At 68.5% G+C, this 25,888-nt stretch carries 23 protein-coding genes; 6 read left to right on the plus strand and 17 right to left on the minus strand.

Features of this window, described 5'->3' with window-relative positions; translation table 11 throughout:
* Position 1: 1 nt before the first annotated feature.
* Both AM586_RS00845 and AM586_RS00850 read right to left on the minus strand, forming a co-directional pair.
* A complete protein-coding gene (locus tag AM586_RS00845) occupies positions 2–1,513 on the minus strand; it encodes a cell wall metabolism sensor histidine kinase WalK (protein ID WP_047825930.1) in 1,512 nt (503 codons plus the stop codon).
* Positions 1,514–1,515: 2 nt separating this feature from the next.
* Complete coding sequence (locus tag AM586_RS00850; protein ID WP_047825931.1) at positions 1,516–2,202, minus strand: response regulator transcription factor; 687 nt, start codon at positions 2,200–2,202, stop codon at positions 1,516–1,518.
* Between the two features lie 136 nt (positions 2,203–2,338).
* Here AM586_RS00850 and AM586_RS00855 point away from each other — a divergent pair, with 136 nt between their 5' ends.
* From AM586_RS00855 to dcd, 3 genes are all read left to right on the plus strand, one after another.
* Positions 2,339–2,827 (plus strand): Spy/CpxP family protein refolding chaperone, encoded by a 489-nt coding sequence (locus tag AM586_RS00855; RefSeq protein ID WP_162600506.1) that lies wholly within the window; start codon positions 2,339–2,341, stop codon positions 2,825–2,827.
* Positions 2,828–2,946: 119 nt separating this feature from the next.
* On the plus strand, positions 2,947–3,774 hold the full coding sequence (locus AM586_RS00860) for an alpha/beta fold hydrolase (protein ID WP_047825972.1): 828 nt from the start codon (positions 2,947–2,949) through the stop codon (positions 3,772–3,774).
* Between the two features lie 39 nt (positions 3,775–3,813).
* Positions 3,814–4,380: a dCTP deaminase gene (dcd, locus tag AM586_RS00865; RefSeq protein WP_047825933.1), complete on the plus strand. Its 567-nt coding sequence runs from the start codon at positions 3,814–3,816 to the stop codon at positions 4,378–4,380.
* A gap of 118 nt (positions 4,381–4,498) precedes the next feature.
* On the opposite strand, the gene AM586_RS00870 is transcribed toward dcd, so the two are convergent.
* Positions 4,499–6,754 carry an arginine/lysine/ornithine decarboxylase gene (locus AM586_RS00870; RefSeq protein ID WP_047825934.1) on the minus strand — a complete coding sequence of 752 codons (2,256 nt, stop codon included), beginning with the start codon at positions 6,752–6,754 and terminating at the stop codon, positions 4,499–4,501.
* Positions 6,755–7,080: 326 nt separating this feature from the next.
* Here AM586_RS00870 and AM586_RS00875 point away from each other — a divergent pair, with 326 nt between their 5' ends.
* Complete coding sequence (locus AM586_RS00875; protein ID WP_082439573.1) at positions 7,081–7,458, plus strand: hypothetical protein; 378 nt, start codon at positions 7,081–7,083, stop codon at positions 7,456–7,458.
* Between the two features lie 13 nt (positions 7,459–7,471).
* Here AM586_RS00875 and AM586_RS00880 read toward each other — a convergent pair whose 3' ends face one another.
* From AM586_RS00880 to wrbA, 12 genes are all read right to left on the minus strand, one after another.
* On the minus strand, positions 7,472–8,095 hold the full coding sequence (locus tag AM586_RS00880; protein ID WP_047825935.1) for a DUF4337 domain-containing protein: 624 nt from the start codon (positions 8,093–8,095) through the stop codon (positions 7,472–7,474).
* Between the two features lie 13 nt (positions 8,096–8,108).
* Positions 8,109–8,606, minus strand: a complete 498-nt coding sequence (locus AM586_RS00885; protein WP_047825936.1) for a dihydrofolate reductase — start codon at positions 8,604–8,606, stop codon at positions 8,109–8,111.
* Positions 8,607–8,609: 3 nt separating this feature from the next.
* Positions 8,610–9,404: a thymidylate synthase gene (thyA, locus tag AM586_RS00890; RefSeq protein WP_047825937.1), complete on the minus strand. Its 795-nt coding sequence runs from the start codon at positions 9,402–9,404 to the stop codon at positions 8,610–8,612.
* A 30-nt stretch (positions 9,405–9,434) separates the two neighbouring features.
* Positions 9,435–10,538 (minus strand): low specificity L-threonine aldolase, encoded by a 1,104-nt coding sequence (locus AM586_RS00895; RefSeq protein ID WP_047825938.1) that lies wholly within the window; start codon positions 10,536–10,538, stop codon positions 9,435–9,437.
* 53 nt (positions 10,539–10,591) lie between these two features.
* Positions 10,592–12,607: a methyl-accepting chemotaxis protein gene (locus AM586_RS00900; protein ID WP_047825939.1), complete on the minus strand. Its 2,016-nt coding sequence runs from the start codon at positions 12,605–12,607 to the stop codon at positions 10,592–10,594.
* 121 nt (positions 12,608–12,728) lie between these two features.
* Entirely contained in the window at positions 12,729–14,552 is a 1,824-nt protein-coding gene (locus tag AM586_RS00905) for an ABC transporter transmembrane domain-containing protein (protein WP_047825940.1), read from the minus strand.
* Between the two features lie 48 nt (positions 14,553–14,600).
* Positions 14,601–15,677 (minus strand): lipocalin-like domain-containing protein, encoded by a 1,077-nt coding sequence (locus AM586_RS00910; protein WP_047825941.1) that lies wholly within the window; start codon positions 15,675–15,677, stop codon positions 14,601–14,603.
* Entirely contained in the window at positions 15,677–18,244 is a 2,568-nt protein-coding gene (locus AM586_RS00915) for an ABC transporter permease (protein ID WP_047825942.1), read from the minus strand. The genes AM586_RS00910 and AM586_RS00915 overlap by 1 nt, the downstream gene beginning before the upstream one ends.
* Positions 18,232–18,684, minus strand: coding sequence for a DUF4124 domain-containing protein (locus AM586_RS00920; protein ID WP_047825943.1), 453 nt, complete (start codon positions 18,682–18,684; stop codon positions 18,232–18,234). Before AM586_RS00920 ends, AM586_RS00915 begins: the two co-directional genes overlap by 13 nt.
* A gap of 12 nt (positions 18,685–18,696) precedes the next feature.
* Positions 18,697–20,106: an FAD-binding oxidoreductase gene (locus tag AM586_RS00925; RefSeq protein WP_047825944.1), complete on the minus strand. Its 1,410-nt coding sequence runs from the start codon at positions 20,104–20,106 to the stop codon at positions 18,697–18,699.
* A gap of 6 nt (positions 20,107–20,112) precedes the next feature.
* Positions 20,113–20,511, minus strand: a complete 399-nt coding sequence (locus AM586_RS00930; RefSeq protein WP_047825945.1) for a DUF2069 domain-containing protein — start codon at positions 20,509–20,511, stop codon at positions 20,113–20,115.
* Between the two features lie 3 nt (positions 20,512–20,514).
* Entirely contained in the window at positions 20,515–21,126 is a 612-nt protein-coding gene (gene wrbA / locus AM586_RS00935) for an NAD(P)H:quinone oxidoreductase (protein WP_047825946.1), read from the minus strand.
* Between the two features lie 105 nt (positions 21,127–21,231).
* Here wrbA and AM586_RS00940 point away from each other — a divergent pair, with 105 nt between their 5' ends.
* Positions 21,232–22,638, plus strand: coding sequence for a YihY family inner membrane protein (locus AM586_RS00940; RefSeq protein WP_229411217.1), 1,407 nt, complete (start codon positions 21,232–21,234; stop codon positions 22,636–22,638).
* A 110-nt stretch (positions 22,639–22,748) separates the two neighbouring features.
* Complete coding sequence (locus tag AM586_RS00945; protein WP_052234093.1) at positions 22,749–24,761, plus strand: diguanylate cyclase; 2,013 nt, start codon at positions 22,749–22,751, stop codon at positions 24,759–24,761.
* Here the strand turns inward: AM586_RS00945 and AM586_RS00950 are convergent.
* Positions 24,751–25,059, minus strand: a complete 309-nt coding sequence (locus AM586_RS00950; RefSeq protein WP_047825947.1) for a DUF962 domain-containing protein — start codon at positions 25,057–25,059, stop codon at positions 24,751–24,753. The genes AM586_RS00945 and AM586_RS00950 overlap by 11 nt on opposite strands.
* A gap of 22 nt (positions 25,060–25,081) precedes the next feature.
* Entirely contained in the window at positions 25,082–25,888 is an 807-nt protein-coding gene (locus AM586_RS00955) for an alpha/beta fold hydrolase (protein WP_047825948.1), read from the minus strand.

The following is a 25,888-nucleotide window of genomic DNA, read 5'->3' on the forward strand; positions in this document are numbered from 1 at the left end:
GTCAGCCGGCGGCCGGCAGCGTGATCGTCATGCGCAGGCCGCCGCCGGCGCGGTTCGCCGCCGTGATCCGCCCGCCATGCGTCTCGACCACGCGCTTGGCGATCGCCAGCCCCAGGCCGTGGCCGTCGACGTTGTTCTGCGTCGGGTTCGAGCGGAAGAAGGGTTCGAAGATGTCGCCCAGGTCTTCCTCGGCGATGCCCGGCCCCCGGTCAAGCACTTCGATGTGCACCGCGCCCTGCTCGGGATGCAGGGCCACGTCGACCGCGCCGTCGGCGCCGCCGTGCTTGACCGCGTTGCGCACGATGTTCTCGACCGCGCTCCACAGCAGGTCCGGGGCGCCGCGTACCGTCACCGGGACCGGGGCGTCGACTTCGATGCGGGCGCCGGCTTCGAAACGGGCGTCGTCGGCGATCTGGTCGACCATCTCGACCAGGTCGACCGCCTCCATCGCCGGCGGCGCGCTGGCGGCTTCCAGGCGCGACAGGGTCAGCAGCTCGCCGACCAGGCGGTCCATGCGCACGCTCTCGCGCTCGATGCGCTCCAGCGAGGCGCCGATCTTGTCCGGCTGCTGGTGCGCCAGGCCGATCGCGGCCTGCAGCCGCGCCAGCGGCGAACGCAGCTCGTGCGAGACGTCGTGCAGCAGGCGGCGCTGGCCGTCCATCAGCGCGCGCAGCTGGGCGCTCATGCGGTCGAAGTCATGGCCCAGTTCGGCCAGCTCGTCGCTGCCGACCGCCATCCGGGAGTCGGCGAACCTGGGCGCGAGGTCGCCCGCGGCGGCGGCTTCGAAGGCGCCGCGCAGGGCGCGGATCGGGCGCGAAAAATACCAGGCGAGGAGGGCGGCGAACAGGAAGCTGGCCAGGGTCGCGGCGACGATCGGCAGCCAGCGTCCCACGTGGTGGCCGAACTCGGGCGGCAGTCCTAACCAGCCGCCCGTGCCTCCGTGGCCGGGACCGAAGCCGGGACCGAGACCGGGGCCGAAACCAGGGCCGCGGCCTTCCGGCGCCGGATCGGCTGCAGCGCCGGCCGCCGCGGCGATGCCGCGGGCCGCCGGAGCGCCGCCGTCCGCCGTGCCGAAACCGCTTCCCCTGTCGCCAGGGCCGGGACGCGGGCCGGGCATGCGCGAGGCGAAGACGAGCAAGCGCTGTCCGTCGGGGGCGGTGAGGCGGGCCACGGCGTGCGCCTGGGCGCCGGCTTCCAGCTTGCGCTCGACTTCCTCGCGCAGCTTGGGCGGCACCGTCCGCCCGAGCAGTTCGCGACCCTGCTCGTCCAGCACGTACAGGCGCATGCGGCGGCTGCTCGCGGCCAGGTCGCGCAGGCCGTCGACGCCGCCATGCTTCAGGGTGGCGGCCGCCGCATCCAGCATGATGACGGCCGGCGGACCGAGGTCGAGCGTGGGTTCGGTGTTGCGCTGGCGGGCCTGGTCGCGCAGCCAGACCGTGCCGCCGATGCCGATCGTCGCCGCAACCTGGGCGAGCAGGATCGACAGGAAGAATTTCCAGAACAGCCGGCCCATCGCTAGTCGCGGATCAGCTGGTAGCCGAGCCGGTACACGGTCTGCAGGCAGGAGCGCCCGTCCGACAGCGTGCCCAGCTTGTGGCGCAGGCTGCTCAGGTGGACGTCGATGTTGCGGTCGAAGCGGGCCAGCGGGCGGCCCAGGCCCTGCTCGGACAGGTCGTTCTTGCTGACCGGGCGGCCGGCATTGCGCGCCAGGACTTCGAGCAGGTTGAATTCGGTGCTGGTCAGTTCCAGCGGGCTGCCGTCCCAGGTGGCGCGACGCTGCTCGGGCAGCATGGTCAGCTTGCCGACCGTGAGCGTGATGCCGGGACCGTCGCTGACCGCGCCCTGGGTGCGGCGCAGGATCGCGCGTACGCGGGCGGTCAGCTCGCGCGGGGTGCAGGGCTTGGTCACGTAGTCGTCGGCGCCCAGTTCGAGGCCGAGGATGCGGTCGGCGTCGTCGCCGCGGCCGGTCAGCATCAGCACCGGGATGCGGCTGGCGGCGCGGATGCGACGCAGGGTCTCGATGCCGTTCATGCGCGGCATCATCACGTCGAGGATGGCGATGGCGTACTGGCCGCTCAGCGCCTCGCGTGCGCCCAGCTCGCCGTCATGGGCGCAGGCCACGCGGAAGCCTTCCTGTTCCAGGTATTCGGTAAACATCCCGACCAGTTCGGTATCGTCGTCGATCAGCAGTACTTGGTTCATGCTCGCATCTTAACAAATGGGGGAGGAGGGAGGGCCGGGCGGGAACTCGTCTTTACCCCGTTTTACAAGGAACTAACAGCGCTTAACAGGGGCGCGCACGACAATGCGGCATCCCAACCACACAAGGATGCACAACATGAATCTGACGCGCCAAACAATGGCGGCCGCTTTGCTCGCTGCCTGCTGCGCCACCGCCTTCGCCGCCGGCCAGTCCGGGGCGCCGGCCGACGCCGGCCAGCCGGCGGAGCAGGGGCCGCACGGCGGGCCCGAGCGTGGTCCGGGCCCCGGCTTCGGCGGCCACGGGTTCGGCCATCACCTGCACGGCCTGCGCCTGAGCGAAGCCCAGCAGGACAGGCTGTTCGCGATCGAGCACGCCGCCGCGCCGCAGCGCCGCCAGCAGGACAAGGCGGTGCGCCATGCCCACGAGGCCCTGCGCGCCGTCGGCGACGCCGCCCAGTTCGACGAAGCCAGGGCCGGCGCCGCCTCGCGCGAGCTCGGCCAGGCGATCGCCGCCCAGGCCCTGCTGGAAGCACGCCTGCACGCCCAGGTGTTGGCCATCCTGAGCCCGGAGCAGCGCGAACAGCTGCGCCAGCGCCGCCCGCAGCCGCCGCAGGACCGTCCCTGAGCCGGGAGGAGGAAGCATGGATCGCCAGCATGAAGGTCCGGCGCTGGCTGTAGGCGTTTCCCTCTAAACGGGCCGCGCACAGGGAACCCGTGCGCGGCAATGCCCTTACAATGGGCGCCATGAACAAGCCTCTGCTGCACTTCACGCACGGGAACAGTTATCCGTCCGGCTCCTACGGCCGCCTGCTCGACGAGCTGCGCCGCGATTTCGACGTTCGCACCACCGACATGCTCGGCCACGATCCGCGCTACCCGGTCGACGACAACTGGCACGCGCTGGTCGACGAACTGATCGGCCAGCTCGAGCGCTACGACCGGCCGGCGATCCTGGTCGGGCATTCGCTGGGTGGGGCGATCGGCATGATGGCGGCCTGGCGCCGCCCGGAACTGGCGCGCTGCGTGGTGATGCTGGACTCGCCGGTGGTGGCTGGCTGGCGCGCCTGGCTCTGGCGCCTGGCGAAGGCGCTGGGCGCGGGCCGCAAGCTGTCGCCGGGCGGCGTGGCCGAGCGCCGCCGCAATATCTGGCCTTCGCGCGAGGCCGCGCGCGCGCACTTCCTCGCCAAGCCGATCTTCCAGGCCTGGGCGCCGGGCGCGCTCGACGACTACCTGACGCACGGGTTGAAGCCGCATCCGGACGGCGTGCAGCTGCGTTTCGACCGGGATGTCGAGGCGGCCATCTACAGCAGCCTGCCGCACGACATGGGAAGGATCCTGCGCCAGTCCTTCCCGGTGCCGATCGGTTTCGTCGCCGGCACCCGCTCGGAAGAACTGCGCCAGGCCGGCATGAAGGCGACCCGCAGGCTGGTCGGCGACAATCTGGTGACGATCGAGGGAAGCCACCTGTATCCGATGGAGTCGCCCCAGCTCACGGCGCAGCTGACGCGGGAGATGATCGAACGCCTGCTGCCGGCGCTTTCGGCAGGTGACCGCAGGAAGGTATTCGCGTAGAATCGCGGGTTAATATTTAATCACCCGGGAAGCCCTGCGATGAGCATCAAAAGCGATAAATGGATCCGCCGGATGGCGGAAGAACACGGCATGATCGAGCCTTTCTCGGCCAAGCAGGTACGCGAGAGCGAAGGCCGCAGGATCATCTCCTGGGGCACCTCGTCGTACGGCTACGACATCCGCTGCGCCGATGAATTCAAGGTGTTCACGAACATCAACAGCACCATCGTCGATCCGAAGAACTTCGATTCGAATTCCTTCGTCGACGTCAAAAGCGACGTCTGCATCATCCCGCCGAACTCGTTCGCGCTGGCCCGCACCATCGAATACTTCCGCATCCCGCGCAATGTGCTGACGGTCTGCCTGGGTAAATCGACCTACGCGCGCTGCGGCATCATCGTCAACGTCACTCCCTTCGAACCGGAATGGGAAGGCTATGTGACGCTGGAGTTCTCGAACACCACGCCGCTGCCGGCCAAGATCTACGCGGGCGAAGGCTGTGCGCAGGTGCTGTTCTTCGAGAGCGACGAAGTCTGCGAGACCTCGTACAAGGACCGCGGCGGCAAGTACCAGGGGCAGCATGGGGTGACCTTGCCGAAGACCTGATACGGTTTTTGGCGCTAGCTGGCCTGAAACGTATCAAATGAAAAGGGAGGCCTCGGCCTCCCTTTTCATTTGGCGGAACAAACCCGGATCGCTCCGGGTCTTGTTCATGGCCGGACGATCAATCCTGCCTGACGCAATCCACGAAGTAGCCCAGCTTGCCGTCGACTTCGCGCTTGACCAGTCCGTGCACGTCGGTCTCGAAGCCAGGGAAGCGCTCGTTGAAGTCGCGTGCGAAGCGCAGGTAGTCGACGATGGTCCTGTTGAAGCGCTCGCCCGGGATCAAGAGCGGGATGCCCGGCGGGTAGGGGGTCAGCAGGATCGCGGTGATGCGGCCTTCCAGGTCTTCGATCGCCACGCGCTCGATCTCGCGGTGCGCCATCTTGGCGAAGGCGTCCGAGGGCTTCATCGCCGGGATCATGTCTGATAAATACATCTCGGTGGTCAGGCGCGCCACGTCGCGGGATTTATAGAAGTCGTGGATCGACTGGCACAGGTCGCGCAGGCCCCAGGCTTCGTAGCGCGGATTCGCCGCGGTGAACTCCGGCATGATGCGCCACATCGGCTGGTTGCGGTCGTAGTCGTCCTTGAACTGCTGCAGGGCGGTGACCAGCGTGTTCCAGCGGCCCTTGGTGATGCCGATCGTGAACAGGATGAAGAAGGAATACAGGCCGCACTTCTCGATGATCACGCCGTGCTCGGCCAGGTACTTGGTCACGATCGAGGCCGGGATGCCGGAAGCGTCGAAGCTGCCGTCCAGCGACAGGCCCGGCGTCACCACCGTCGCCTTGATCGGGTCGAGCATGTTGAAGCCTTCGGCCAGCTTGCCGAAGCCGTGCCAGGTGTCCTCGGCATGGATCATCCAGTCGGCCTGGGTGCCGATGCCTTCCTCGCTGGTGACCTGCGGGCCCCAGACCTTGAACCACCAGTCGTCGCCGATTTCCTCGTCGACCTTCTGCATCGCGCGGCGGAAGTCCAGCGATTCGTAGATCGACTCTTCGACCAGGGCGGTGCCGCCCGGCGCTTCCATCATCGCCGCGGCGACGTCGCAGGACGCGATGATCGAGTACTGCGGCGAGGTCGAGGTGTGCATCAGGTAGGCCTCGTTGAAGGCGTCCTGGTCCAGCTTGACGGTCTCGGATTCGCGCACCAGCACCTGCGAGGCCTGCGAGAGGCCGGCCAGCAGCTTGTGCGTCGACTGGGTCGAGAAGATCATCGATTCCTTGGCGCGCGGACGGTCGCGGCCGATCGCGTGCATGTTCTTGTAGAAGTCGTGGAAGGTCGCGTGCGGGATCCAGGCTTCGTCGAAGTGCAGGGTGTCGATTTTCCCGTCCAGCATTTCGCGCAGCGTCTCGACGTTGTACACCACGCCGTCGTAGGTCGACTGCGTGATGGTCAGGATGCGCGGCTTCTTGTTCTTGGCTTCGCGCGCGAACGGATTGGCTTCGATCTTGCGGGCGATCGATTCGGGCGTGAACTCTTCCAGCGGGATCGGGCCGATGATGCCGAGGTTGTTCCGGGTCGGCATCAGGAACACCGGGATCGCGCCGCACATGATGATCGAGTGCAGGATCGACTTGTGGCAGTTACGGTCGACCACGACGATGTCGCCCGGCGCCACGGTCGAGTGCCAGACCATCTTGTTCGAGGTCGAGGTGCCGTTGGTGACGAAGTAGCAGTGGTCGGCGTTGTAGATGCGCGCGGCGTTGCGCTCGGACTTCGCCACCGGGCCGGTATGGTCCAATAACTGGCCCAGTTCCTCGACCGCGTTGCAGACGTCGGCGCGCAGCATGTTCTCGCCGAAGAACTGGTGGAACATCTGGCCGATCGGCGACTTCAGGAAGGCGACGCCGCCCGAGTGGCCGGGGCAGTGCCAGGAATAGGAACCGTCGTTGGCGTAGTTGACCAGGGCGCGGAAGAAGGGCGGCGCCAGGCTGTCCAGGTAGGCCTTGGCTTCGCGGATGATGTGGCGCGCGACGAATTCCGGCGTGTCCTCGAACATGTGGATGAAGCCGTGCAGCTCCTTCAGGATGTCGTTCGGGATGTGGCGGCTGGTGCGGGTCTCGCCGTAGATGTAGATCGGGATGTCCGAGTTCTTGTGGCGGATCTCCTGCACGAAGGCGCGCAGCGCGGCCAGCGCGAAGTTGGTCTCTTCGAGTGTCCCGCCGCCGAATTCCTCGTCGTCGATCGACAGCACGAAGGCCGAGGCGCGCGACTGCTGCTGGGCGAACTGGGACAGGTCGCCGTAGCTGGTCAGGCCCAGCACTTCCATGCCTTCTTTCTCCATCGCGGCGGCCAGCGCGCGAATGCCGAGGCCCGAGGTGTTCTCGGAACGGAAGTCCTCGTCAATGATGACGATAGGGAATCGAAATTTCATGGACAGCTCCAAAGCGAAGCGCCGTGCACCCCATCTTCCTGAGCGGTAGATGGCCGGGCACGGCACCGAAAAAAAATAGAAGCGGATTTTCGCAGAATTTCCGCAAGTCGGCGCAATTTTTTTGCTAGGTTAGCCAGACTCGGGCGATCATGGCGCACCGTTGTTGCTCCGTAAGCAATCTTGGCCGATTGCGCCGGCCCAAACGATGGTAGAGTGTACGCTGCATTGCAACTATACAGGCGAGGCCCATCATCCGCACCATTCGCGTCCAGTTCGAAAGCACCCTCCCGGTCTCGCCCGCCGAGCTGTGGGACTGGAGCACTTCCGTGCGCGGCGCCGCCGCGGAGATGCGGCCCCTGCTGAAGCTCGATTTTCCGAAGGGGATGACGCATATCCCGCGCGACGGCAGCGGCCTCGGCACCCCGCTGGGCAACTGTCCCTTCCTGCTGCTGGGCCTCCTGCCGGTCGACCTGTCGCGCCTGACCTTCGTCGAGATGGAGCCGGGGCGCCGCTTCGTCGAACAGTCGCCGCTGCTGTCGATGAAGAGCTGGCGCCATGAGCGCACCATCACGCCGGCCGCGGAGGGCGCGACGGTAACGGACAGCCTGGAATTCACGCCGCGCTTCGCCGCCCCTATCGTGGGCTTTTTCGTGACGAAGCTGTTCCAGCACCGGCACGCGATGCTGGCGAAGCACTACCGCTAGGGTCGAAACGGGCTCAATGCGCGGCCGCGCCGCCGGCCAGCAGCGCCCCGAGCGGATCCACGTGCAGCCAGGCGAAGGCGCCCAGCGCGAAGCCGATCGCGGCCACCACGTAGGTGACGCTCAGCAGCCAGCGGCGCCGCGTCAGCAGGGTGATCGCCGCCAGCGAGATCGCGATCTGCTCGGCGGTGGTGGCCAGCGCCCACTGGTGGTGGGTGTGCATGGCGGCTTCCGATTTGTGGTTCCACTCGTCCGACTGGGCCTCGTATTTTTCGGCTTCCTTCTTGATGCCGCCTTTTTCGCCCTCGTAGCGCGCAACGTCGGCCTTGTACTTCGCCTGGGTCGGCTCGGGCATGCCGGGCAGCGAAGACGCCAGCTCGGCCAGGTTCTGCTTGTTCGACTTGGCCTGGTAGTAGTTCCAGGAGTTCGCCGCCGTGGTCTTGGCGATCGCCGCGTTGTTCTTGAAGAGGGCGGCGTCGTTCTGGGTTGCGCCGCCCAGGTAGCCGAACAGCGCGCCGACCGTGGCCAGCACCGCGGTCATGACGGCGATATTGTTCGAGAAGCCGTCGCTGCCATGCTGGGCGACGTGTTCGACCGCGTGGTCATGCGGTCCATGTACGTGAAAACCGTGTCCGGACATGATGGGGGCTCCCTTATTTCCTGCGTTCGTAGGTGACGAAGGCGAACGCGACGCCCTCCGCCGAGCGGTGTTCTTCGCGCGCGGTCTCGGCCCAGACGGCCGGATCGATCTCGGGGAAGAAGGTATCGCAGCGGTAGGCGCCGTCGATGTGGGTGACGATCATGCGGTCGGCGAAGGCCATCGATTCATTGAAGATCTGGGCGCCGCCGATGATACTGGCCACAGCATCGCCGCCCCGGCCGCCGGCCAGGGCGATCGCCGCTTCCAGCGAGCCTGCCACCTCGACGCCTTCGCGCGACCAGTCCGCATTCCGGGTGACGACGATGTTGCGGCGCTTGGGCAGCGGGCGGCCGATCGAATCGAAGGTCTTGCGGCCCATGATGATCGGATGGCCGAGCGTGACCCGCTTGAAGTGGGCCAGGTCCTCGGGCAGGTGCCAGGGCAGCTTGTTGTCGACGCCGATGCCGCGCTGGGCGTCCATCGCGACGACGAGGGTCAGTTGCGTGCTCATCTCTTACACCGCCACCGGCGCCTTGATTGCGGGATGCGGATCGTAGCCGACCACCTCGAAGTCCTCGAACCTGTAGTCGAACAGTGAATCCGGCTTGCGCTTGATGACCAGCTTCGGCAGCGGACGCTCCGCGCGCGACAGCTGCAGCTCGACCTGTTCCAGGTGGTTCGAATACAGGTGGCAGTCGCCGCCGGTCCAGACGAAATCGCCGACCTCGAGCCCGGCCTGCTGCGCCATCATGTGGGTCAGCAGCGCGTACGAGGCGATATTGAAGGGCACGCCCAGGAAGATGTCGGCGCTGCGCTGGTAGAGCTGGCAGGACAGCCTGCCGTCGGCCACGTAGAACTGGAAGAAGGCGTGGCAGGGCGGCAGCTTCATCTGCGGCACGTCGGCCACGTTCCAGGCCGAGACGATCATCCGGCGCGAGTCCGGATTGTTCCTGATCTGCTCGAGCACCTGGCTGACCTGGTCGATGTGGCCGCCGTCAGGGGTCGGCCAGCTGCGCCACTGGTAGCCGTAGATCGGGCCCAGTTCGCCGTTCGCGTCGGCCCACTCGTCCCAGATCGAGACGCCGTTTTCCTTCAGGTAGGCGATGTTGGTCGAGCCGGCCAGGAACCAGATCAGCTCATGGATGATGGACTTCAGGTGCACCTTCTTGGTCGTGACCAGCGGGAAGCCGTCCTGCAGGTTGAAGCGCATCTGGTAGCCGAACACGGAACGCGTGCCGGTGCCGGTGCGGTCGGTCTTGACCGCGCCATGATCGCGCACATGGCGCATCAGGTCTGAATATTGGCGCATCGGGTAAGTACAGGTGAAAAAAATGCCATTTTAACCGATGGCTGCCTGCGCCGACATCAGCTCGGCCGCCAGCAAGGCCGCCACTTCGCGCACCCGGCCATCCGGCGCGTCGAGCAGGTTGTCGCCCACGTAGACTTCGAAGTAGCTGCTGTCCGGCAGGGCGCCGTGGCTGACGCGGTTGAAGATCCAGACCCCATGCTCGGCCGCGAGCTTGCGGCGGATCTCGAGCGCACGCTCGCGGCTCACCGGCAGGTGGATGTGCAGCATGTTGGCCTGCGGGCGGGCCGGGTTCACTTTGATGGCGGGATGGTCGCGCAGGACGTCATACAGGAACTCGGTGCGGCGGAACAGGGCCGGCATGCTGGCCAGGCGCGCATCGAACTGCATCGCCGCCGCGACCACATAGGGCGAGCGGTGGACGACATTGCCGCCCTGGCGCTTGAACCACTCCGAGGCGCGCGCCACGAATGCCCGGGAGCCCAGCAGCATCGCCCCGCCCAGGCCGCCGATGCCCTTGTACAGCGAGACATAGACGCTGTCGAAGCCGGCCGCGATCTCGGCCACGGGGCGGCCATAGCCGGCCGCCGCTTCCCACAGGCGCGCGCCGTCCATGTGCAGGTGGATGTCCTGCGCCTTGCAATGCGCCTTGATGGCCGCGAGCTCGTCCCAGTCGGAGAGCTGGCCGCCGATCTCGCGCATCGGGATCTCCAGCGCCACGGCCGACAGCCGGTCCGGCACCGACGTGATGTCGGCGGCGCTCCACGGACGGTGGCGGTCGCCGATCTGCAGGGCGTCGAAGTGGCCGAGCAGCTGGTAGTTGGAGCGTTCGTGGACGATGATGTGGGAGGTCGGGTGCAGGGCGACCGGGGCCATGCCGCGGTCCATCGCGGCCAGGCGCAGCGCCGTCACCTGGGTCATGGTGCCGGAAATGCAGAATACCGCGGCTTCGAAGCCGAGCAGGTCGGCGACTTTGCGTTCGAAGTCCTGCACCACGGCGCCGTCGCCGTAGATGTCATGGCTGAGGCCATTCGCTTCGCACCAGGCGGCCATGGCGGAAAACGTCTCGGCGGGCCGGCGCGCGCGGTGGCCGGGAAGGATGGTGGTGCAGCGGGCAAGCAGTTCGGTATCGCTCAAGAGACACTCCAGTGGCGCGGACAATGTTGACCGCGCCACTGTACACCGAAACCTCAGTAGCTGACGAGTGCCGGCCGGCCGGCGGCCGCCGCGGCCTGCGCGCCGTCGAGCTTGAACAGGCGCACGGCGCGCGCCAGCTCGTCGGCCTGTTCCTGCATCGCCTGGGCCGCCGCGCTGGCCTGCTCGACCAGCGCCGCGTTGTGCTGGGTGGCCTGGTCCATCTCGCCGATCGCGCGGTTGATGTTCTCGATGTCGCCGGTCTGCTCGGTGCTGGCGGCGCTGATCCGGCCCATGATGGCGGTGACCTGTCCGGCGCTGCCCAGCACCTCGCTCATCGTGGCGCCGGCTTCCTGCACCAGGCGGCTGCCGGCGTCGACCTCGGCGCCCGAGGCTTCGATCAGGGCCTTGATCTCTTTCGCCGCCGCGGCCGAGCGCTGCGCCAGGTTGCGCACTTCGGAAGCGACGACCGCGAAACCGCGGCCCTGTTCGCCGGCGCGCGCCGCTTCGACCGCCGCGTTCAGCGCCAGGATGTTGGTCTGGAAGGCGATCCCGTCGATCACGCCGATGATGTCCTTGATGCGGCCGGAGGACTGCCGGATCGCTTCCATGCGCTCGATCACCTGGCCGACCATGCGGCCGCCTTCCTCGGCCACCATCGAGGTGTTCACGGCCAGCTGGTTGGCCTGGTGGGCGTCGCCGGCGTTCTGGCGCACGGTCTCGGTCAGGTCCTGCATCGAGCTGGCGGTGGCGGCCAGGGTCGCGGCCTGCTGTTCGGTGCGCGCGCACAGGTCCAGGTTGCCGGACGAGATCTCGCTGGACGCGCTGGCGATCTGCTCGGCGCCGCCGCGCACCCGGCCGACCACGTTCGAGAGACCCTTGCCGATCTCGTCCATGGCGGCGGCCAGGCGGCCGATCTCGTCGCGCCGGCTCGATGCCAGCGCGACGCTCAGGTCGCCCTGGGCCATGCGCACGGCGGCGTCGCGGGCTTCGCCCAGGGGGCGGGTGACGGTGCGCTTGATGACCGCATGGAGGATCGCCGCGAAGATGGCCAGCGCCACCAGGCCGCTGAGGATCGCATGGTTGCGCAGGCGCGCCGCTTCCTGGACGATTTCGTCTTCATAGGTGCCGCCGGCGATCAGCCAGTTCCAGTCCTCGAACAGGGTGTAGGCCACCAGGCGCTTGCGCGGGGCGGCGTCGTCCGCGTTCTGCACGGTGTAGGTGGTGAGGCCTTCCTTCGCGGCCAGCATCTCGCGCACGTAGTCGCGTCCGGCCGCATCGCGGCTGGCGAGCATGTTCTGGCCTTCCCTGGTCGGGTGGACCAGCACCTCGCCCAGGTTCTTGCCGGGCGCCGCGTTCAGCACGTAGATGTAGCCGGAGTCGCCCACCTTCATGCTCTTGATGCGCTGCTTCAGCACGGCGAGGTCGGCGCTGATGTCGACGCCCACGTAGAGCACGGCGATGACCTTGCCCGACGCATCGAGCACGGGCTCGTAGTCGGTGATGGTCTGCTTGCCGAACAGGGTGATCAGGCCGACGTAGGGCTTGCCGGCGCGCACCTTGGCATAGGCCGGGCTGGCGTGGTCGAGCATGGTGCCGACCGCGCGCTCGCCGTTTTCCTTGCGCACCGAGGTGCTGATGCGCACGAAGTCCTCGCCGCTGGCCACGAAGATGGTGGCGTTGCCGCCGGTGGTGCGGGTGAATTCGTCGGGCGCGCTGAAATCGAGGTTCAGCGGCTTGCCCTTCTGGAGCAGCGCCGGCACCTGCTTGCCGCCCACGGCGATCGGGTTGGCGGTGTCGAGGCTGAAGCCGCCCGGCAGGCCGGCGGCGAAGATCCGGCCGAAGGCGGTCGCTTCGCTGGAGACGGCCTTGTCGAACATCTCGACGGTGGCCATCACGCTGCGCAGCTCGGCCTTCACGTTGACCTCCGCGCGGCCCTGCAGGATGCTGGAGGTGGTCCAGCTGATGACGGTGACGAGGGCGGCCAGGATCAGGCCGACGAGGGCGAAGGTGAAAACGGTGATCTTCGAGCCGACCGACCAGCTCGAGACGTCGAACAGACGTTTGTTCATGGATCTCGTGTATGCGGAATGAATCCCGACATGATACGGGAAGTATCCACACGGCAACTATCGAAACCCGCCGGCCCGACGTATTGATACAACAAATTAATATTTGAGTATCATCTTTTGGTCAATGCACGACCTGCACGTTGTGGAACTGCAGCGCCGCCAGGTTCGCGTAGATCCCGCCCAGCGCCACCAGCGAGGCATGGTTGCCGGTTTCGACGATGCGGCCGTCCTCCATCACGATGATCCGGTCGGCGCGCTGCACGGTCGCCAGGCGGTGGGCGATGATCAGGGTGGTGCGGCCGACCATCGCTGCTTCCAGCGCGCTCTGCACCAGGCGCTCGGATTCGGCGTCCAGCGCGCTGGTCGCCTCGTCGAGCAGCAGCAGCGGCGGGTTCTTCAGCAGTGCACGGGCGATCGCGATGCGCTGGCGCTGCCCGCCGGACAGGCGCACGCCGCGCTCGCCCAGGTAGGAGCCATAGCCTTGCGGCAGGCGCTCGATGAACTCGTGCGCGGCCGCCATCTTCGCCGCGGCGATGACTTCAAGGTCGCTGGCGTCCGGGCGGCCGTAGCGGATGTTTTCCATGGCGTTGGCCGAGAAGATCACCGTATCCTGGGGCACGATGCCGATCGCGCCGCGCAGGGTGTGCAGCTCGAGTTCGCGGATGTCGACCCCGTCCAGCTGGATCTTGCCGGACTGCGGATCGTAGAAGCGCAGCAGGAGCTGGAACAGGGTGGTCTTGCCGGCGCCGGACGGTCCGACGATCGCCACCGTCTCGCCCGGCAGGATCGACAGGTCCAGGTGCGCCAGCGCCGCATGGTCCGGGCGCGACGGGTAGGAAAAGCCGACATCGAGCAGCTCGAGGGCGGCGCCGCCCACCTTGCGCGGCGGCAGCGGCTTCGGATGTTGCGGGCTGCCGATGCTGGAGCGCAGCGACAGCAGTTCCAGCAGGCGTTCGGCGGCGCCGGCCGCGCGCTGGGCCTCGCCCATCACTTCGGACAGGGCGCCGACCGCGCCCGAGACGATCGAGGCGTACAGGATGAACTGGCCGAGGTCGCCGCCGGTCATGGTCCCGGCCAGCACCGCATGCGCGCCCAGCCACAGCACGAAGACGATCGCGCCGAACACCAGCACGATGGCCAGCATGGTGAGGATGGAGCGCGCGCGGATGCGCCGCATCGCGGTCTGGAAGGCGTGTTCGACCGAAGCGCCGAAGCGCTGGGCCTCGCGCTTCTCGCCGGTAAAGGCCTGCACGGTCGGCATGGCGTTGAGGATTTCGCCGGCCAGCGCGGAGGCGTCGGCGATGCGGTCCTGGGAATCGCGCGAGAGCTTGCGCACGCGCCGCCCGAACAGCACGATCGGCACCACCACCAGCACCAGCAGGCCGAGGATGATCGAGGTCAGCTTGGCGCTGGTCACGAACAGCATCGCCAGGCCGCCGGCGAACAGCAGGGTATTGCGCAGCGCCAGCGAAATGCTGGTCCCGACCACGGACTGGATCAGGGTGGTGTCGGTGGTCAGGCGCGACAGCACTTCGCCGGTGCGGGTGGACTCGAAGAATTCAGGGCTCTGCTGCACCACGTGGCGGTAGACCGCGCTCCGGATGTCGGCCGTGACCCGCTCGCCCAGCCAGGACACCATGTAGAAGCGCGCCGCGGTCGCCACGCCCAGCACGGCCGCCACGCCGAACAGCGCCAGGAAGGTGGCGTTGACGTTCTCGATGCTGCGCCCGCCGGCGGCGGCCCCGAAGCCGTGGTCGATCATCTGCTTGAAGGCGTAGGGAATGGCCAGGGTGGCGGCGGCGGCAACCACCAGGGCGATCCCGGCCAGCATGAACTGGCGGCGGTAGGGACGCAGGAAAGGCAGCAGGCGGGCCAGGGCGGCGAAGGTGCCCTTGCGGCTGGCGGATTCGGCGGCGTTGCTGGAAAGGGTAGAGCTCTTGGTCATGTCTCGTTGCTTCTTCTTGTTTCGTAAAGGTGAGTCAAAGTCGGGCCGTCAAAGATGCAGCGGGTCGACGTAGCCGGTCAGCTCGAGGTAGCCGCGGCCCACCGGCCGGCCGTCGCGGGCGACGCCCACCGCGCCTTCCCAGTACACCGCGCCGGTCGAGCGGCGCGAGTCGAGTTCCTGGTCCTGCTGCAGGGGCGTCAGCTGCCAGTTCAGCGCGCCGGTCGCGATGGTGGTCGCCACCGGGTAGCTGGCGCCGGTGCGCGGCGACTTCCAGCGCGCCCGGGGGGTAAACGATACCTGATCGGGGCCGAACTGGCTGAGGCGGCCGGCGGCGTCGCGCAGGGTGGCGTGGGCCCAGAGCTTGGCGCCGTCCTTCGCGCGGATCTGGAAGGCCATCAGCGCGCCGCCGTCGTCGAGGTTGATCCCGGTCCAGTCCCAGCCGGCCGCATTCGTGTCCAGCACCTGGCTGGACCATTCGTGGTCGAGCCAGGCCGTGCCCTTGACCCCGATCGCCTTGCCGGCGCGGGTGACGGTGCCCGATACCAGCAGCTGCGGCTGGCTGTAATAATAACTGGCGTGTTCCGCTTGCGGACCTTTCTGCGAAAAACCGGCTTCGCCCTCGAGCAGCACCGGCTGGGTCGGCGCCAGCGCCAGCTCGAAAGCCAGGTCGGCGCCGCGCACCGACACCCGGTAGCGGCCGTCGGCGCCGCGCCGCATGCTCCAGTCCTCGAGCTTGACGTCGGTGTCGCCGGTCCTGGCCCAGGCCAGGCCGAAGCCTTCGCGTGCGCTGCGCTGGTCGTGCAGTAGCCGTCCCCGGGCCGGGTCGGACAGGGCGGCGTGGCCGATGATCAGCTGTTTCGGCGCGAAGGCGCTGGGGTTGGCCGGGTCGTGTGCGGTACGGCTGCGGAAGAAGGTGACCTGGAAGCCGAGCGGCTTGCCGTCGGCATCGGCCAGCCAGCCGGTCACGTACCACCACTCCGTGCGGTACGCGGGATGGGCGCCGAAGTCCTGCGGGAAAACGAGGGCGCGGCCGGGCGTCACCGGCGCAAAGAGCGGCGCCGCCGCCTGGCTTGACTGCACTGCGCCGGCCAGGGCCAGCAGCAGGATGAAGAAACGGCGGAGCATCACCAGTCCTCCCTGACGGCCCGCACCGGCCCGCCGGACAGCGCATAGCGGCCCGACACCAGCGCCGTGGCGACGGCGGCCAGGACCAGCACCGCCGCCACGCTGCCCAGCAGCGGCCAGGGCAGGTGCAGCTGCATGGTCCAGTGGAAGGACTGCGGATTCACGACGAACACCAGGATCAGGCTGATCAGGAGGCCGAGCGCGAAGCCGGTGGCCACGCCCAGCACGGTCAGCGCGCCGCCTTCGAGCGCCAGGATCTTCAGCACCTGGCCGCGCGAGACGCCGACGTGGCGCAGCATGCCGAACTCGCGGGCGCGCGCCAGGGTCTGGGCCGAGAAGGTGGCGGCCACGCCGGACAGGCCGATGGCGATCGCGATCGCTTCCAGCAGGTAGGTCACGGCGAAGCTGCGGTCGAAGATCTTCAGGCTGGCGGCGCGGATCTCGCCGGGGCTGGCCAGCTGCAGGATGGCGCCGAAGGGCAGGGCGCGCAGGCGCGCGGCGAGGGCATCCGCGGAGCTGCCCTTGGCCGCCCACAGCGCGGCGTCGGTGACGGTGCCGTCGCCGGTCAGGCGGCGGTAGTCGGCCAGGCGCACCACCACCGAGCCGGTCTGGTTGGCGTAGTCGCGCCAGACCCCGGCCACGAAGAAGCGCTGCCGGCGCCCGCCCAGCGGCAGCGTGATGCGCTGGCCGGTATGGAAGCCGTACAGGTCGGTCATCGCTTCCGAGACCCACACCGGCAGCTCGCCGGCCGGCGCCGCGGCGGGCGCGCCGACCAGCGCCAGCATCCGGCCGGGGTCGGCCGCATCGAGATCGCGCGCGATCAGGTTGATGGCGGGGCGGGCCGGGTCGAGCGTCAGCGGACGGGTGCGCAGGAAGGCGGCCTGCGCGGCGCCGGGCAGGCCGGCGATGGCCGCCTGTTCGGCGGGACCGAGTCCGCCGGTATTGCCGCCGTTGGCGGTGCGCACGTACAGGTCGGCCGGCAGGATGTGCAGCATCCAGTCGTCCACCGAGACGCGGAAGCTGGCCACCATGATGCCCATCGCGACCATCAGCGAAAAGCTGGCCAGCACGCCGCCCAGCGCGATCGAGGCCTGGCCCGGCGCATTCGCCAGCCGCGCCAGGGCCAGGCTCAACACGGGCGAAGGCGCCGGCGACGAATGCGTGGCCTGCCGGCGCATCTGGACGCGGTTCAGCAGGCGAAAAGCACTGGCCGCCAGGCGCGGCATCAGGCCGATCCCGCCGATCAGCAGCAGGGCGACGGCGATGTAGCCGAACAGCGGCAGTTCGAACACCGGCGGGGCGAAGGCGCAGGCCGCGGCGGCGCCGAGGCAGAGCAGCGAGGGCCAGATGCGCGACAGGCGCTCCAGCGCCGTTTCGTCGTTGCCCGACTTGAGGGCGACCGCCGGGCGCGCGCGCGCCGCTTCCCAGGCCGGCGCCGCGCAGCCCAGCAGGGCCACGCCCAGGCCGAGCAGGAAGAACACGCAGGCCGCCAGCGGGGTGAAGTGGACAGCGGGCTTCACGCCCGAGAAATAGCCGGCGCCGAGGTCGCCGCCGAAGAAGGCCAGTGCGGCGGCGGCCAGCGCATAGCCGGCGCCGATGCCGGCCAGCGAACCGATCACGCCCAGGCTGGCGCCTTCGATCAGCACCTGGCGCAACAGCAGCCGGCGCGGCAGGCCGAGCACGCGCAGCAGCGCGAACTGGCTGCGCCGCCGCAGCACCGACAGGGCCTGGGTCGAGAACACCAGGAAGGCGCCCGTGAACAGGGCCACCAGGGCCAGCACGGTCAGGTTCACGCGGTAGGCGCGGCTGAGGTTATTGTTGCGGCTTTCCTGCTGCGCGTCGTTCGGCGCCGCCACCGTGAAGCGGCCGGGGAAGCTGCTTTCCAACTCCGCCGCCAGGCTGCGTTCGAAAGCGGCGCGGTCGACGCCCTCGCGCAGCTTGAGGTCCACGCGCGACAGCTTGCCCAGCTGGCGGAAGCGCCATTGCAGGGCGCCGATATCCATCACCGCCAGGCGCTGCCCGCTGCGCGCGCGCAGGATCGGGCCGGCCACGCGCAGCGCCACGTCGGCGGTGCCGGCGCGCAGGTGCAGGGTGTCGCCGGTCCGCAGGCCCAGCCAGCTTTGCGCCGCGGGCGAGAGGAAGATGGTGTCGTCGGCCAGCAGGTCGGCGCCGCGGCCTGGTTCCGGCACGCCGGCCAGGTCGGGCGTCACGTAGCCGGCGCGCAGGGCGTCCAGGCCGACGATGTGCAGCGCCCCCGGCCTGCCGGCCAGGGCGGCGTTCACTTCCAGCACCGGCGAGGCGATTGCCACGCCCTGGTGGGTGGCCAGGCGCGGGTAGATGCCTTGGTCGAACTGGGCTTCGCGGCCGCCGACCTGCAGGTCGGCCTGGCCGGCCAGGCTCTGGATGGCGGCGGAGAATTCGTTGAACGCGGCGGCGTTGATCAGGTGAATGGCGAAACCCATGGCGACGCCGACCGCGATCGCCAGCACCGCCAGCAGGGCGCGCATCGGGTGGGCGCGCCACTCGCCGAACAGCAGCCAGCGCGACAGCAGTCCTAGGCCGGACATTCCACCGCCAGGGCTTCGGCCTGGCGCCGCAGCTTGAGGCGTGCAGCCTCGTGCTTCGGGCCGTGGGCGGTGCGTGCCAGGTCTTCCTCCGCCCACTTGCGGCGCAGGCGCAGCCGGTCGCATTTCTTGCGCTGGGCCTGGATCAGGCGCGCTTCCCTGACCTGGACGCGGCCTTCCTTCTCCTGCGATTTTTCACGGGCGATGCGGGCCTTTTCGAGTTCCAGCAGGGTACGCGCATCGCCGCCCTGCGGGCCCAGGGTGTCGGACAGGGAAATGCCGGCCGGCGGCGGCATCGCACTCGATGCGCCGTGGGCGCAGGGCCGGTCGCTGTAGGCGGTCTTGCCCTCGGACTGGCATTTATAGACGGCCTGCGCGTGCAGGATGGTGCAGCAAGCGCAGGCGGCGAGGACGGCGAACAAGCGGGTGGGTAAGCGCAGCATCGGGTCTCCTGGTCAAAGAATTTTGCCAGGGTTCATGATGCCCAGCGGGTCCAGCGCGGCCTTGATGGCACGCATCAGGTCGAGTTCGACCTGCGCCTTGTAGCGCGGCAGTTCGTCGCGCTTGAGGGCGCCGACGCCGTGCTCGGCGGAAATCGAGCCGGCGAAGCCCGCCACGCTGTCGTGCACGATGCGGTTGATGTCGCCCTGGTAGGCCAGGAAGGCGTCGTGCGGCGTGCCGTCGGGCGGTGCGATGTTGTAATGCAGGTTGCCGTCGCCCAGGTGGCCGAAGCAGACCACCTGCACGCCCGGCCAGGCGCTTTCGAGCAGGGCGTCGGTGGCCTCGACGAAATCGGCGATGCGCGAGATCGGCACCGAGATGTCGTGCTTGATGTTCTTGCCGTCCGCGGCCTGGGCCAGCGGGATGTGCTCGCGGATCGCCCACAGCGCGCGCGACTGCGCGATCGAGGTCGCGACCACGGCGTCCTGGGCCAGCCCGGCTTCGAGCGCGCGCTCGATGGTCGCTTCCAGCAGGCGCACCGCGTGCTGCTCGGACTCGTGGCTGGACAGTTCCAGCAGCGCGTATTGCGGATGCGTATCCGGGAAGGGCCGCGGCAGGCCGGGAAAGTGCTTGCCGACCAGGCGCAGGCAGACGTCGCTCATCAGTTCGTAACCCGTCAGGGTCGGGCCGGCGGTCTCCTGGGCCAGGCCCAGCAGCGCCAGCGCGTCGCGGCAGCTGTCCAGCGCCACCAGCGCGGTGATCCCGGCCTTCGGCTGCGGGAACAGCTTCAGCACCGCGCCGGTGATCACGCCCAGCGTGCCTTCGGCGCCGATGTACAGGTCGCGCAGGTCGTAGCCGGTGTTGTCCTTGCGCAGTCCGCGCAGGCCGTCCCACAGCTGGCCCTGGGCGGTGACGAGCTCGATGCCGAGGCAGAGTTCGCGGGTATTCCCGTAGCGCAGCACGCCGGTGCCGCCGGCATTCGTCGCCAGGTTGCCGCCGATGGTGCAGCTGCCTTCGGCCGCCAGCGACAGCGGGAACAGCATGCCCGAGGCGGCTGCGGTCTGCTGGATGTCGTGCAGGATGCAGCCGGCGTCCACCGTCATGGTGCGGTTGACGGGGTCGACGGCGCGGATGCGGTTCAGGCGGCGCAGCGACAGCACCACGGCCTGGCCGGATTCGTCCGGCACGCTGCCGATGACGAGGCCGGTGCGTCCGCCCTGCGGCACGACCGGCACCCGGTGCGCCGCGCACAGGCGCACCAGGCCGGCCACCTGGCCTGGGTCGGCCGGCAGCAGGACGGCGCGTGCGCGCCCGGTAAAGCGGCCGCGCCAGTCGGTCAGGTAGGGCGCGACATCGTGTTCGTCGACCAGCACATGCGCATGGCCGATCAGTTCGCGGCAGTGGGCGAGGAATAAATCTGTCATGCGAAATCAGTCATGCGGCACCTTGACCTTGTCGAGCAGTTCCTTGGCCAGTTTCTGCGCCTGCTTCTTGTAGGGGCGCAGGTAGAGGAGGGCGAACACGAAGTAGGAACAGACCAGCAGCACTTCGCCCAGCGCCATGATGCGCGAGAGTTCGCTCTTGTCGCTCCAGGCCCGCACCACGCCCTCGACGAAATAGATCAGGATGACCATCGATGACCATTGCAGCGTGTACAGGTCGCGCTTGATCACCCCGCGCAGCGGCAACAGCAGCGGCAGCGCCTTCAGCGCCAGCAGCGAGCCGCCCGGATGCAGCGGCGCCACGCCGATCTCCCAGGCGAGCAGCCAGACGCACAGGATGACCAGGCTGGTCACCGCCCCCGTATGAAATACCCTATGGACTTGCATCGCCTACTCCATCCCCTGCAGGTTGCGGCTCGCCAGCGCCAGGCGCCGGCCCAGCGCGATCGCCAGCCGCTTTTCGTCGTCCGTGATGGGACGGTTGCCGTCCACGCCGGACCAGTGGGTCGCGCCGTAGGGGCTGCCGCCGCTTTCGGTGGTCATCAGTTCCGGCATGGTGTAGGGCAGGCCCATGACCATCATGCCGTGGTGCAGCAGCGGAATCATCATCGACAGCAGGGTCGACTCCTGGCCGCCGTGCAGGCTGCCGGTGGAGGTGAACACGGCCGCCGGCTTGCCCGACAGGGTGCCGGACAGCCACTGCGCCGAGGTGCCATCGAGGAAGTATTTCATCGCCGCCGCCATATTGCCGAACCGGGTGGGAGAGCCCAGCGCCAGGCCGGCGCACTCGGCGAGATCCTCGAGTTCGACGTAAGGAGCGCCGCTGCGCGGGATATCCGGCTCGGTAGCCTCGGCCACGGTCGACACGGCAGGCACGGTGCGCAGGCGCGCCTCCGCCCCGGGGACGCTCTCCACGCCCTGGGCGATGAGTTCGGCGAGCTTGCGGGTCTTGCCATGACGTGAGTAATAGAGGACGAGGATGATCGGATTGGTTGGGTTCATCGTTGGTATTATAGGGCGCTTTATAATATGTCACGAAGCGTCCGACACGGAGCGCTGTACGAAACCGGACGGGCTCCGTTCCCGGCCCCCATTTTCCAGGCACCGATGCTCTCGAAAACCGTCTCTTCCATTTCCCGTTCCACCAGCGAGATGATCAATGTCAGCGTCGACATGGTGCGCGGGCTGAGCTGGGCCGAGGTGCGCGACCTGCTGCGCTTCGCGCGCCGCCGCCTGCTCGAAGAAAAGCTGCCGCAGGTGGCCGGCAGCCTGACCTTCACCACCACGCTGGCCCTGGTGCCCCTGCTCACCATCGTGCTGGCGATCTTCACCACCTTTCCGATCTTCGGCCAGCTGCGTTCGAGCCTCGACCATTACTTCGTGCAGATGGTCATGCCGAAGGCCATCGCCAATACGATCACCTCGAACCTGACCCAGTTCGCCAGCAAGGCGACCAAGCTGTCGGCGGTGGGCGCGGTGGCGCTGGTCCTGACGACGGCGGCGATGATCAACATGATCGAGCGCGCCTTCAACCAGATCTGGCGCGTCAAGCGCCCGCGTCCGCTGGTGCAGCGGGTGCTGATCTACTGGGCACTGGTCACGCTCGGGCCGCTGCTGTTCGGCCTCTCGCTGACCCTGACCTCGCAGCTGTTCAGCGCCACCACCGGCCTGATGAGCGCCGTGCCTTTCTTCGGCGCGCTGTTCTACTCGGTGGTGTCGGTGGCCCTGACCACCGGCGCCTACACACTGCTGTACATGACGGTGCCGAACCGCTGGGTCGAGTGGCAGGACGCGCTGTGGGGCGGGCTGGTGGCGGCGATCGCCTTCGAGGTCGCCAAGCGCGTGTTCGCCATTTTCATCCGGCAGTTCCCGACCTACGCCATCATCTACGGCGCCCTGGCGGCGCTGCCGCTGTTCCTGCTGTGGATGTACCTGTCCTGGCTGATCACCCTGGTCGGCGCGCTGCTGACGGCCGCGCTGCCGGTGGTGAAGTACGAGCGCTGGTGGTACCAGCCGGTGCCGGGTGGCGCCTTCGTGGACGCGATGGCCATCCTCAAGGTGCTGCACGGCGGCGCCCGGATCACCGGCACGGCGCTGGTGACCGGCGCCCAGATCCGCGCCCACACCCGCATCGGCTACGACGAGATGAGCCAGCTGCTGGAACAGATGGCGGCCGTGGGCTGGGTCGGCCGCGTGCAGGCCGGCGAAGCGGTCCAGGCGATCTGGGGGCGCGGCGCGCGCGAGGGCGGCGAGGCTTGGGTGCTGCTGGCCGACCCGGCGCTGATCCGCCTGTCCGAGGTCTACCGCCTGTTCGTGTTCGGCGGCGCCAGCGTGGATGCCGGCCCGGGGCCCGGGGCGGCGGCCGGGACGGGCGCCACTGCCGCAGCGGCCGCGAACGGCGAGCCGGCACCGGCGTCGCCGCTGGCGCTGGACACCGCCGCCCTGGCGCGCAAGGTCGAGACGGCGGTCGATCGCGGCCTGGACCAGACCCTGTCCGCGCATTTCGCGCGCTGAAAATTCCTGCGCGGCCACTGTTCTGTTTCTGCATGGATACGTTTTTGCGTTGAATTGTGGAATCAAACGTTTCTCGATGTTACTATTGTCGAGATACGTTTGGAGACCACATGGCTGTGCATCGCGTCCTTTTTGGCCTGCTGTTCCTGTGCTGGACCGCGCTGGCCAATGCCGGCCCGGCCGCGGAGGCATCGGTCCCGCAGTTTGCCCGGGAGCTGGCGCTGGCCCGCGAGGAAGCCTACGTCGCTCCGGCCCAGGCATTGACGACGCTCGACCGCCTGCAACAGGGGCGCGGCGGCGCCGAGCAGGCGCAGGTCCTGAACGAGATGAGCCGCGCCTGGTATTGGCTCGGCGACAAGAACAAGGCCGTGGATACCGCGCTCCAGGCCGAAGGGATCGGCCGCAGCCTGCACGACGACGCCGTGCTGGCCGCGGCGATGCTGAACCAGGGCGCCGCGCTGTCGCGCCTGGTGCACGACCAGCCGAAGGCGCACCGGCTGATCGCGCAGGCGGCGGCCCTTGCCGCCAGGTCCGGCGATCCCTATCTGCAAACCAGGGCGCTGGTGGCGCAGGGACTGCTGGCCGAACTGGACGGCCGCGACGCCGACGCCATCGCCTCGACCGCGGAGGCGCTGGCGCTGGCCAGGACCGGCGGCGATCCGGACGCCCTGGCGCTGGCGCTGCGCGAACATGCCCGGCTGCTGGCCGGCGTCGGCAGCCACGACGAGGCGCTGCGCCTGACCGACGAACTGCTGGCGATCGCGAAGGCCAGGAACGTGCCGGCGCTGCTCGCGCATGCACGGCTGGCGGAGTATGCGGTGGCGGTCCGCGCCGGCCGAGCCAGGCAGGCGGAAACGGCGCTGCAGGCCGCGATCGATATCCTCGAAAAACTGAAGGCCAGGGAACGGCTGGCGACGCCGCTGGCGAACCTGGCCGAACTGTATATCAAGGAGCGGCGCTTCGGCGAAGCCGCGAGGGCCAGCGAGTCGGCGCTGCGCATCGCGCGCGAGTTCGGCGACGAGACCGGCAGGAAGCTTGCCTCCTTCGAACTGGGCATCGCCAGCATCTATTTCCGCGACATCCGCAACGGCAGGGCCACCGTCGACAGCGCGCTCGCCGGGTTGCAGGACGACGAGCGTTACGTGCGCATGCTGCTCGACTATGGCCACGCGCTGAACCAGGTGGGCGAGGGCGACGCCGCGCTGGCGATGTACGAAAAGGCCGGTTCGGTCTCGCTGGCGGCCTGGCGCAAGGAAAAGCAGCTTTCCTACCAGGCGCTGCAGCGTATCCAGGCGGACCAGAAAAAACAAGCCGAACTGGCCCGGCTGCACCACGACAGCGCCATGAAGGCCGCCGAACTCGACACCGTCAAGCGCCTGCGCAGCCTGTGGGTGCTGCTCAGCGTGACGACCCTGGTGGCGGTGCTCCTGATCGCCCTGCTGTACGGCCGGGTGAAGAAGGCGAACGCCTCGCTGCAGACCAAGAACGAGCAGCTGTTCCGCCAGAGCACGCGCGATTCGCTCACCGGCCTGTTCAACCGCCATTTCTTCTACGAGCACGTGGTGCCGGGCTACGACGCCAACCCCGGCCGGGACGGCAAGGCCGGCGGCGTGTTCCTGCTGATGGATGTCGACCACTTCAAGTCGATCAACGACCGCTTCGGCCACAGCGCCGGCGACGTCGTCCTCAAGGAGGTGGCGGCCCGGCTGGCGTCCAGCATGCGCGAGCAGGACGTGCTGATCCGCTGGGGCGGCGAGGAATTCCTGGCCTACCTGCCGGGCGTCGCCACCGAGGAAGCGCGCCAGGTCTGCGCCCGCCTGCTGGCGGCGGTGTCGGGCACGCCGATCGAGGCCGAAGGCCGCGAGCTGAGCGTCACGGTGTCGATCGGCTTCTGTCCGAAGCCGGCGGCGCCGGGCGTCGATGCGCCGGACTGGGAAAAGCTGGTGCACCTGGCCGACCTCTGCCTGTACCTGGCCAAGACCGCGGGCCGCAACCAGGCGTTCGGCGTGCTCGACGCGAACGTGCTGACGAAGGAGGCGATCGCCGCGGCCGACGCCGACCTGAAGCAGGCTTCGAGCGACGGGCTGGTGGGCCTCGTCAACGTCAAGACCCTTACCAGCTGAGCTTGCCGGTAAGCATCTGCCAGTACATCACCCAGTCCGCGCGGAAGGACCACCACGGGTTGCCGAAGGTGGCCGGGCGGTTCTTCTCGTAGACGAAGTGGCCGATCCAGGCCCCGCCGTAGCCGCTCAGCAGGGCGAACAGCAGCCACCACGGGTTCAGGCTGTCGATGTACTGGGCGATCGCGGCGATGGCCGAGGAGGTGCCGATGAAATGCGCGCGCCGGCACAGCCGGTTGTCGTGCTGGGTCAGGTAATACGGGTAGAACTCGGAAAAGCTGCTGTAGCGAACGGCCGCCATGCCAGGTCTCCTTCTAATTTTGTCAGCGGGCCCCGGCAAAGGCGATCAGGGCGTCGAGCACCGCGTCCGGCTGTTCGGCCATCATCGCATGGCCGGCATCCACGGTGACGATTTTGCCATGCCTGAGCGCCGCCGTCAGCGCCTGCGCGGAACGCGGCGGCGTCATCACGTCGCGCGCGCCCAGCACGAACAGCACCGGGCAGCCCACGCCGGCGGCCGCCGCGCCGCCATTCGCGTAGGCATTGCAGGCGGAGAAGTCGGTGTGGAACAGCTGGGCCGGATTGCACTCGGCCATCCGCTGCATCAGGCGGCGCGACATGCCGGTGACCGAGAAGCCCGGCGCCGGGCACGACGGCTTCGGCAGCGGACCGCTGTGGGACCAGATGTTGACCATGTCGATCGCCGCCTGCAAGTCGTCCTTCGAAGCCGCGAGCAGGGCGTCGGACACCTTCATCGGCCAGGTCGTGCCGAGCAGGGCCAGGGATGTGACCCGGTCCGGCGCGCGGTGCGCCGCTTCCAGCGCGATCAGCGATCCCATGCTGTGGCCGACCAGCAGCGCCTGGCGTGCGCCGGCGGCGTCCAGCAGGGCCAGCAGCCAGTCGGCCATGGCCTCGACCGTGGCAAGCGCTGCGCCGCCGCTGCGGCCGTGGCCGGGCAGGTCGGCCGCCAGCACGTTCCAGCCGTGCCAGGCAAACCAGCGGCTCTGCAGGGCCCAGACCGAATGGTCGTTCTGGGCGCCATGCAGGAAGGCGATGGTGGGCTGGGCGGGATCGAAGGCCTTGCCGCCGGTGTAGCAGTAGGCCGCGCTGCCATGTACCTGGTAGATCAT

It is taken from the genome of Massilia sp. WG5, assembly GCF_001412595.2.
Lineage (GTDB): Bacteria > Pseudomonadota > Gammaproteobacteria > Burkholderiales > Burkholderiaceae_D > Telluria.

Excerpts from the sequence above, each read along its gene's own strand:
- AM586_RS00845 (WP_047825930.1), bottom strand. The coding sequence starts at position 1,513 with ATGGGCCGGCTGTTCTGGAAATTCTTCCTGTCGATCCTGCTCGCCCAG.
- AM586_RS00910 (WP_047825941.1), bottom strand. The coding sequence starts at position 15,677 with ATGCTCCGCCGTTTCTTCATCCTGCTGCTGGCCCTGGCCGGCGCAGTG.
- AM586_RS00955 (WP_047825948.1), bottom strand. The coding sequence starts at position 25,888 with ATGATCTACCAGGTACATGGCAGCGCGGCCTACTGCTACACCGGCGGC.
- AM586_RS00945 (WP_052234093.1), top strand. The coding sequence starts at position 22,749 with ATGGCTGTGCATCGCGTCCTTTTTGGCCTGCTGTTCCTGTGCTGGACC.
- dcd (WP_047825933.1), top strand. The coding sequence starts at position 3,814 with ATGAGCATCAAAAGCGATAAATGGATCCGCCGGATGGCGGAAGAACAC.
- AM586_RS00905 (WP_047825940.1), bottom strand. The coding sequence starts at position 14,552 with ATGACCAAGAGCTCTACCCTTTCCAGCAACGCCGCCGAATCCGCCAGC.
- AM586_RS00900 (WP_047825939.1), bottom strand. The coding sequence starts at position 12,607 with ATGAACAAACGTCTGTTCGACGTCTCGAGCTGGTCGGTCGGCTCGAAG.
- AM586_RS00915 (WP_047825942.1), bottom strand. The coding sequence starts at position 18,244 with ATGTCCGGCCTAGGACTGCTGTCGCGCTGGCTGCTGTTCGGCGAGTGG.
- AM586_RS00855 (WP_162600506.1), top strand. The coding sequence starts at position 2,339 with ATGAATCTGACGCGCCAAACAATGGCGGCCGCTTTGCTCGCTGCCTGC.
- AM586_RS00925 (WP_047825944.1), bottom strand. The coding sequence starts at position 20,106 with ATGACAGATTTATTCCTCGCCCACTGCCGCGAACTGATCGGCCATGCG.
- AM586_RS00860 (WP_047825972.1), top strand. The coding sequence starts at position 2,947 with ATGAACAAGCCTCTGCTGCACTTCACGCACGGGAACAGTTATCCGTCC.
- AM586_RS00940 (WP_229411217.1), top strand. The coding sequence starts at position 21,232 with ATGCTCTCGAAAACCGTCTCTTCCATTTCCCGTTCCACCAGCGAGATG.
- AM586_RS00850 (WP_047825931.1), bottom strand. The coding sequence starts at position 2,202 with ATGAACCAAGTACTGCTGATCGACGACGATACCGAACTGGTCGGGATG.
- AM586_RS00885 (WP_047825936.1), bottom strand. The coding sequence starts at position 8,606 with ATGAGCACGCAACTGACCCTCGTCGTCGCGATGGACGCCCAGCGCGGC.
- AM586_RS00950 (WP_047825947.1), bottom strand. The coding sequence starts at position 25,059 with ATGGCGGCCGTTCGCTACAGCAGCTTTTCCGAGTTCTACCCGTATTAC.
- thyA (WP_047825937.1), bottom strand. The coding sequence starts at position 9,404 with ATGCGCCAATATTCAGACCTGATGCGCCATGTGCGCGATCATGGCGCG.
- AM586_RS00920 (WP_047825943.1), bottom strand. The coding sequence starts at position 18,684 with ATGCTGCGCTTACCCACCCGCTTGTTCGCCGTCCTCGCCGCCTGCGCT.
- AM586_RS00930 (WP_047825945.1), bottom strand. The coding sequence starts at position 20,511 with ATGCAAGTCCATAGGGTATTTCATACGGGGGCGGTGACCAGCCTGGTC.
- wrbA (WP_047825946.1), bottom strand. The coding sequence starts at position 21,126 with ATGAACCCAACCAATCCGATCATCCTCGTCCTCTATTACTCACGTCAT.
- AM586_RS00880 (WP_047825935.1), bottom strand. The coding sequence starts at position 8,095 with ATGTCCGGACACGGTTTTCACGTACATGGACCGCATGACCACGCGGTC.
- AM586_RS00870 (WP_047825934.1), bottom strand. The coding sequence starts at position 6,754 with ATGAAATTTCGATTCCCTATCGTCATCATTGACGAGGACTTCCGTTCC.